Consider the following 7412-nt stretch of genomic DNA (forward strand, 5'->3'; position numbering starts at 1 on the left):
ATTAAAATAATAAATACTGAGTCAAGTTAAATGTCATACCCTGGTGTACCGCATCGAACGATGAGATACGTGCACTAGGGTCTTTGTTTGAACAGAATTACGGAACGTTCTGTTTTTCAAGAATTGGTCTTCTCCTTTAAAATGAGAAAATCATCCTTGGCTCTTAAACGAAAACGAATGCCTGCTAAGGAAAATAATAGGAGGAAACATTTTTTGAAATTTAATGAACTAGATTTAATACCAGAACTACTGAAATCCGTAAAAGGGATGGGCTTTGAAGAAACAACACCTATCCAAGAACAAACGATACCACTTGCTTTAGAAGGTAAAGATGTTATCGGGCAAGCACAAACAGGTACAGGGAAAACTGCGGCTTTTGGTTTGCCAATGCTACAAAAAATCGATACATCTAAACATGTCGTCCAAGGTTTAGTTATCGCGCCTACGCGTGAATTAGCTATCCAGACTCAAGAAGAACTTTTCCGTCTAAGTAAAGACAAACGTGTGAAAGTTACTTGTGTATACGGTGGAGCAGACATCAGAAGACAAATTAAACAAATAAAAGGTGGCGCCCAGATTGTTGTAGGAACACCGGGTCGTATGCTTGATCACATTCGTCGTAAAACCTTGCGTTTAGATAAAGTTGAAACGCTTGTATTAGACGAAGCAGATGAGATGCTAAATATGGGATTCATCGAGGATATCGAGTCTATCATCAAAGAAACGCCAAAAGAGCGTCAAACCTTGCTTTTCTCTGCAACGATGCCTGATGCTATTAAACGTATCGGTGTGCGCTTTATGCAAGATCCTGAAACCGTCCGTATTAAAACCAAAACATTATCAGCAGCTACTATTGACCAGTTCTATACAAAAGCAAGAGATAATGAAAAATTTGATATCCTTACACGTTTAATTGACGTGCAGAATCCAAAATCAGCCTTAATCTTTGGACGTACTAAAAAACGTGTAGATGAATTGTCTAAAGGATTAGAGATGCGTGGCTACCAGGCTGAAGGAATCCATGGTGATTTATCTCAAAGTAAACGTATGAGTGTCTTGAAAGATTTCAAAAAAGGCAAAATAGATATCTTAGTAGCAACAGACGTCGCAGCGCGTGGTCTTGACGTTACTGGTCTGACACATGTTTACAACTACGATATTCCACAAGACCCTGAAAGCTACGTTCACCGAATTGGACGTACAGGTCGTGCTGGAGAAGAAGGCGTTGCTGTTACATTTGTCACGCCTCAAGAAATGGGCTATCTGCGTACAATAGAAAAATTGACGAAACAGTCAATGACTACACTTCGTCCACCTACCAATGATGAAGCGCTAGAAAGTCAACTGCAATCAGCCATGGAAGAGATTCAAAAAACAATCGATAAAAATGGCTTGGACAAATATGAATTAGCTGCAGAAAAACTACTTTCTGCATATTCAGCTGAAGATCTTGCTGCAGCTTTAGTAAAAGCGATGGTTAAAGATCCGACTGATGTCCCTGTGAAAATTTCTCCACAACGTCCGCTTCCTAACAAAGATAAGCGTAACCGTAGTAGAGGAAAAGGCAGAGGTAAAAGTGGCGGTAACCGTAATTATAAAGGTAAAAAACGCTCAAATAATGATTACAAAGGCAAACGTCAAAATAACCGTCGATCTAAAAAAGCTAAATAGAATGATAAAGAAAGCCGGTAAGTTGAAAAACTTATCGGCTTTTATTAATAAAAAACGTATTAAATGACAATAGGGTATTAATTTGATAAGCTTATATAAGTAAGATTAGTATGGATGATTTAGAGAATAGAGGAAAAAAATGATTGTTGGTATTGGTTTAGATGTCGTGGAAATAGATAGAATAAAAAAGGCGTACATAAAAAATAAGAGATTCGCACATAAGGTACTAACAAACGAAGAATTTAAACTGTTTAGTGGATTGAAGGGGAAACGTCAATATGAATTTTTAGCGGGGCGCTTTTCTGTAAAGGAAGCATTCGCTAAGGCGATGGGCACTGGTATAGGCAAAGTTAGTTTTTTAGATGTTGAGCTATTACCGGACCCCTTAGGAAAGCCGATTGTTACTCAAAGTCCATTTAAAGGAAATGTCTGGGTCTCCATCACGCATACAGATAATCTTGCAGCCTCACAAGTCATCTTAGAAAAAAGTTAAATACCTTCCTTCATAGAATTGTCACAAAGAAACGGTCAGTTGCTTTAACTTTCATGATAAACTAAGATAAGATAGGTATCTTTTGGTTTACCGTGAGAGTTACTGTTCTTTTGTTTTAATCACAAAAAACGGGGATATAAAGCACTAATTTTTTTGGAGGGCATTATTCATGGAAGAGTATAATAAAGAGATGACGATTGAATTGAAACAGTCCATATACGAAGAAATAGAAGAATATTGTCAGGATGCAGACATTGAAGAATCTGAACTAATTAATGATATGCTTCAATGTTTCATCAAAGATACCATGAATAAAATGGATGCCATGAGGAAAGGATATGCAGAAATGGGCAGGATTAATTTGGAAATATGCTCAGAATTCGATGGTTGTGAGAATGATATACACGCCCATATCTGAAGGGAAACTGCCTTTTTCAATAAAAAAGAAAGTCCCTTTGTCCAAAAGGCGCCTTTGAGGAGGAAAGCCTATGGTTAAACGCGGAGAGATATATTATGCTGATTTATCACCGGTAATTGGATCCGAACAAGGGGGAATGCGCCCTGTTCTGATTGTTCAGAATAATGTCGGTAATAAATATAGTCCGACAGTTATTGTTGCCGCTATAACGACCAAAATAGAAAAAGGAAAGATGCCGACGCACGTAGAAGTCGGAGCAGATAAAGGATTAGAAAAAAATTCCGTTGTCTTACTCGAACAATTGAGAACGATTGACAAACAACGCTTAAGAGATCAGGTCACCCAATTAGATAATAAAACAATGGGAATGGTAGACGATGCTTTAGCGATAAGCATCGGTCTGTCTAATCAGTACAGACATATTTGATTTAAAAAATAATACTTAGAAAAGACAGCATTGATCAATGTATCAGTGCTGTCTTTTGCATAACTATGGATATCAGTGAAAATGTTCAACACTCATCAATAGCATGATGGTTAGTAGTTAACGGTGTTAGCGATATTCTAGTATAAACCCATATCTATGCTATATTTGATACTATAGGTAGCTATTTGATTGGATGAACAACATTAAAATATAAAATAATTTTTTAAAAGGGAAGTGTAATCTGATGACTGATTCAAATGCAAATAAAGAAAAATGGTTAATGCTTCAAGAAATTCAAAAAGAACAAGTAACTAATTATTCAAAAGCAAATTATTCAAAACGAATCGATCGATTAAATCGATTGAAAAAAATAATTAAGAAACATGAAAGAGAGTGGTTAACTGCTTTAAATTCTGATTTAGGAAAGTCTGAAATGGAAAGTTTCACTTCTGAAATAGCCACGACATTAAATGAACTCGATTATGTAAAAAATCATTTGAGAAGGTGGATGGAAACAGACGAAAACACTAAACATACTGTCTTAGGTAAGGTCGAGCAATCTATTTTGAACGTTCCCTATGGTTCTATTTTAATTATTAGTCCCTGGAATTATCCTCTTCAACTAACTTTTGTTCCCTTAATCGGAGCAATCGCTGCTGGGAATCGCTGTTTTATAAAGCCATCAGAAAAATCTCCCGCTGTGAGCCAATTAGTTAACAAACTAATATCAAGTTATTTTGATCCTGAAGAAATTTTTGTTGTAGAAGGAGAAGCTGACACTGCGCAGGCGTTGTTGACGATGAATTGGGATTATATATTTTTCACAGGTAGTTCTTTGATAGGAAGAAAAGTCTATGAAGCTGCTTCGCGTACACTAACCCCTATAACGCTTGAATTAGGTGGAAAAAATCCATGTATAGTGGATGAAACACATTGTACAAAAGAAACAGTACAAAAAATAATTTGGGGCAAATTTTTAAATGCAGGACAAACCTGTATTGCGCCCGATACTGTGTATGTGCATAAGGCAGTAGAGGAGAAATTTACCCGCCTTGCTATAGAGACGATTCGAGATTTTTATGGTAGGGAACCAGAAAAAAGTAGTGATTATAGTCGGTTAGTTGACTCAAAGCACTTTGATAAAATAAAAAACCATTTAACTCAAGGAGACATTATATATGGAGGCAGTGGAAAAAGAGATGCTTTATTCATAGAGCCTACTTTAATGAATAATATCAAAGAAGATACAGGCTTAGCCAAAGAGGAAGTATTTGGACCGATATTGCCCATCATAGCGTACGAGTCATCCGATCGATTATTAACAAAACTAAATAAGCAAGCAGCTCCGCTAGTCACTTACTTATTTTCAGATAATCCAAAATATGTTAAAGAGGTTAATAACTCTATAAAAACAGGGGCTCTCGTTGTTAATCAGGTTATTTTACATGTAGCTAGTTCCAAAATACCTTTTGGTGGTGTCGGTAATAGTGGGATAGGGAGTTACCATGGTTATTCAAGCTATAAAACATTCACTTATGAGAAAGTGTTATATAATCAGAAAAAGGATTATGCAAATAAAGCACTATTTCCACCACATAAATCTCAGAGAATAAAATTATTTAGCTATTTTCGTAAATGGTTTACCTAATTAAAGATAAAGAGCACGCGTAGTCGTAAACTATGCGTGCTCTTTATCTTTGGATGAATGAAAGTACTATAAAACATTTAGCTTAACTTAAAGAAAGTGCCAATTGAAAGAGAGAAGGATAAATGCTACACTACTCTTGTTGTTTTCAACAGCCGTGGTTCGAAAGCGCCAACCCACGAAATAAAAACTAGGAGGAAATTAATGAAAACAAAACAATGGGTCATCAATGCAATTATTGCTGCAATGTATACGGGGATCACTATACTTATCGTCCCTTTCTCATTTGGAGCTATTCAGTTCAGGTTAGCGGAAATGCTGAATCATCTTGTTGTCTTCAATAAACGCTATGCCTATGGTGTGACGGCGGGGGTAGTTTTAGCAAATCTTATCCTATCACCCTTTGGTATATATGATTGGGTATTGGGCGTGGGACATACGGTGCTGTCCTTTGTTATCTATTTTATATTAAGCAAAAAAGTTCAGTCGCCTGTTAAAAAAATGATCATCAATACGCTCGTCTTTTCTGTAATGAGTTTTATGATAGCTCTAATGCTACTTATAATTGGTGCGGAAGAAGTCTTTTGGCTGACTTATCTCTGGATCTTTATCGGGCAAATGGTGACAATGGGGATTGGTATTCCGATTTTAACAACGCTAAACTCAAAAATTAATTTCAATAAGAAAATGGGAAATTAAGAAACCGGCGCACCAAAAAGACGCTCATATTCTCAAGTTGTTTTGAGGAATAGAGCGTCTTTTTGATTAGTTAAAACATTAATCGTTATGAAGATTTTCTGCTTGTACGACTTTGAAACCTTTACGAGCAAGATTCTTTTTGATTTCGTTTAGTGTTTTTTCAGAAACATCGGGTTCTAAAGTCATTATTGTACGTCTAACCATATTTTCTCTCTGGTTATCAAGAGTGATACAACTCATAATAGAACAATGACGGTTAATTATTTTAGAAATATTAGTTAAGTCACCTTTTTCACCTGGTGAGGCGATTGTTAGGACGTAGCTACCTGAATCGATACTCCAAGACTGTTGTAATAAGTCGATTAAAGTACTGTGAGTTAGGATACCGAAAAAATGATTGTTTTCATCTAAGACAGTAATGTAAGGTAAGTCCTTTATCATAAAAAATATTTTAAAAAATGAAGAGTTTATATGCACGTATTTTGTCGCATTTTTTAAAAGATGCGTCACGGGAAGAGACATATCTCCGCCATTAGCTTTGTGTCTATAAATATGCATTTTATAGATGTTACCTCTAAAAATCTTTTCGCTTTGATCAAGAACAGGGACACACCTGTAGCCCGTCTCTTCGAGTAGTGTAATAGCCTCTTCAAGCGTTGCATCTTCTGATATAATTGAAACAATGTTTTTAGGTACAGTTAATTGCTTAATCAACATAAAATAATTTGCTCCTTCTCATCTGATTTTTTCTGTATTCACATTTTCATTATAACAGATTACTACTTGGTAGCCTAGACAATTCAGTGTAAAATAAAGAAAAGAACGTATAAAAAAGGAGTTAATATGATAAAAAGAAATGAAATGATGGATAGACCTGTGATAGAGAATGATGTTAGAGAATATTTAAGAAAAGAGCAGAAACAACTATCGGGAGAATTAAGAAAGATTGAAATGTGGGCTAACGAAAGGCGTGTGCCGATTATTCCTCATGAGACCGTAACCTTTTTTAACTGGCTACTACCTATATTACAGCCAAAAGAGATTTTAGAAATTGGAACAGCTATTGGTTTTTCAGCTGGATTAATGATACAGGCTTCATCTACAGGTAGTCATGTAACAACAATAGAGCGTAATCCAGATATGATAGAGAAAGCTAAAGTGAATTTTGAAACTTTAGGAATTTCTGACCAAGTTACTTTACTTGAGGGCCAGGCAAGTGATTGGTTAGAAAAATTGAAGAATGAATCCATTGATTTTATATTCATGGATAGTGCTAAGGCAAAGTACTATGATTTTTTTCCACTTTGCTATGAATTGTTGAAAAAGGGAGGAGTTATAGCGATTGATGATGTTCTCCAAGGGGGGACGATTTTGGATGACCGTTCTGATGTTCCGAGACGAAGACGAAAAATTCATGAAAAACTCAACGCCTTTTTAGATGTTGTTCTTGATCACCCAGCATTGGATGCTTCTATTATACCATTGGGAGACGGCTTGTTACTTATAACGAAAAGAGAGTCATTTGATTTTGGTTTTATGCTAACAGGGGAGCCAAGGGCATAAGGTAGTTATTGAGAAGGATAAAAGTTAGTATAAAAAATTAAATAATTTCATAAAAATAGTTGACGAAAAAGAAAAGAACTGGTAAAGTAGTATACGTTGTTGATTAAGCGCAACCCAGTACTTTTCTTTTTTTGTTAAAATTTTCATACAATATAGAATAAAAAGAATTTGAAAAAGTTCTTGACAACAAAAAAGAAACACTGTAGTATTATACGAGTTGGCACATCACGTCGCCGACAACTGAATGAAATAGATCTTTGAAAACTGAACAAAGTAAAACAACCAAATGTGCAGGGGTCTTCGATTCAATTTATTGAATCAAGACAACACAAATGAGTTAACATGTTTAACTCACAATTTTTAAATTGAGCTACATCAAACAATCAAATTGAGAGTTTGATCCTGGCTCAGGACGAACGCTGGCGGCATGCCTAATACATGCAAGTCGAACGATGATGCACTCTGCTTGCAGAGTGTTGAAGAGTGGCGAACGGGT

Annotated in this window: 8 protein-coding genes and 1 rRNA gene; 8 read left to right on the plus strand and 1 reads right to left on the minus strand. The window is 35.8% G+C overall.

Translation table 11 applies throughout. The features are described from left to right. The first annotated feature begins 213 nt into the window (after window positions 1-213). From cshA to BMX83_RS03205, 6 genes are all read left to right on the plus strand, one after another. A complete protein-coding gene (cshA, locus tag BMX83_RS03180) occupies window positions 214-1671 on the plus strand; it encodes a degradosome RNA helicase CshA (RefSeq protein ID WP_091633243.1) in 1458 nt (485 codons plus the stop codon). 139 nt (window positions 1672-1810) lie between these two features. After that, entirely contained in the window at window positions 1811-2164 is a 354-nt protein-coding gene (gene acpS, locus BMX83_RS03185; RefSeq protein ID WP_091633246.1) for a holo-ACP synthase, read from the plus strand. Window positions 2165-2333: 169 nt separating this feature from the next. Continuing rightward, window positions 2334-2582 (plus strand): hypothetical protein, encoded by a 249-nt coding sequence (locus BMX83_RS03190; protein WP_091633254.1) that lies wholly within the window; start codon window positions 2334-2336, stop codon window positions 2580-2582. A 70-nt stretch (window positions 2583-2652) separates the two neighbouring features. Further along, a complete protein-coding gene (locus BMX83_RS03195; RefSeq protein WP_091633260.1) occupies window positions 2653-3009 on the plus strand; it encodes a type II toxin-antitoxin system PemK/MazF family toxin in 357 nt (118 codons plus the stop codon). Between the two features lie 244 nt (window positions 3010-3253). Continuing rightward, window positions 3254-4657 carry an aldehyde dehydrogenase family protein gene (locus tag BMX83_RS03200; protein ID WP_091633266.1) on the plus strand — a complete coding sequence of 468 codons (1404 nt, stop codon included), beginning with the start codon at window positions 3254-3256 and terminating at the stop codon, window positions 4655-4657. 201 nt (window positions 4658-4858) lie between these two features. Continuing rightward, on the plus strand, window positions 4859-5353 hold the full coding sequence (locus BMX83_RS03205; protein WP_091633272.1) for a QueT transporter family protein: 495 nt from the start codon (window positions 4859-4861) through the stop codon (window positions 5351-5353). A gap of 78 nt (window positions 5354-5431) precedes the next feature. On the opposite strand, the gene cbpA is transcribed toward BMX83_RS03205, so the two are convergent. Beyond that, a complete protein-coding gene (gene cbpA / locus BMX83_RS03210; RefSeq protein ID WP_091633276.1) occupies window positions 5432-6070 on the minus strand; it encodes a cyclic di-AMP binding protein CbpA in 639 nt (212 codons plus the stop codon). Between the two features lie 126 nt (window positions 6071-6196). On the opposite strand from cbpA, the gene BMX83_RS03215 reads away from it, so the two are divergent. Next, window positions 6197-6916 (plus strand): O-methyltransferase, encoded by a 720-nt coding sequence (locus tag BMX83_RS03215; protein ID WP_177170479.1) that lies wholly within the window; start codon window positions 6197-6199, stop codon window positions 6914-6916. A gap of 384 nt (window positions 6917-7300) precedes the next feature. Then, window positions 7301-7412 (plus strand): 16S ribosomal RNA (locus tag BMX83_RS03220); the annotation flags it as partial.

The organism is Alkalibacterium gilvum (assembly GCF_900109085.1).
Classification (GTDB): domain Bacteria; phylum Bacillota; class Bacilli; order Lactobacillales; family Carnobacteriaceae_A; genus Alkalibacterium; species Alkalibacterium gilvum.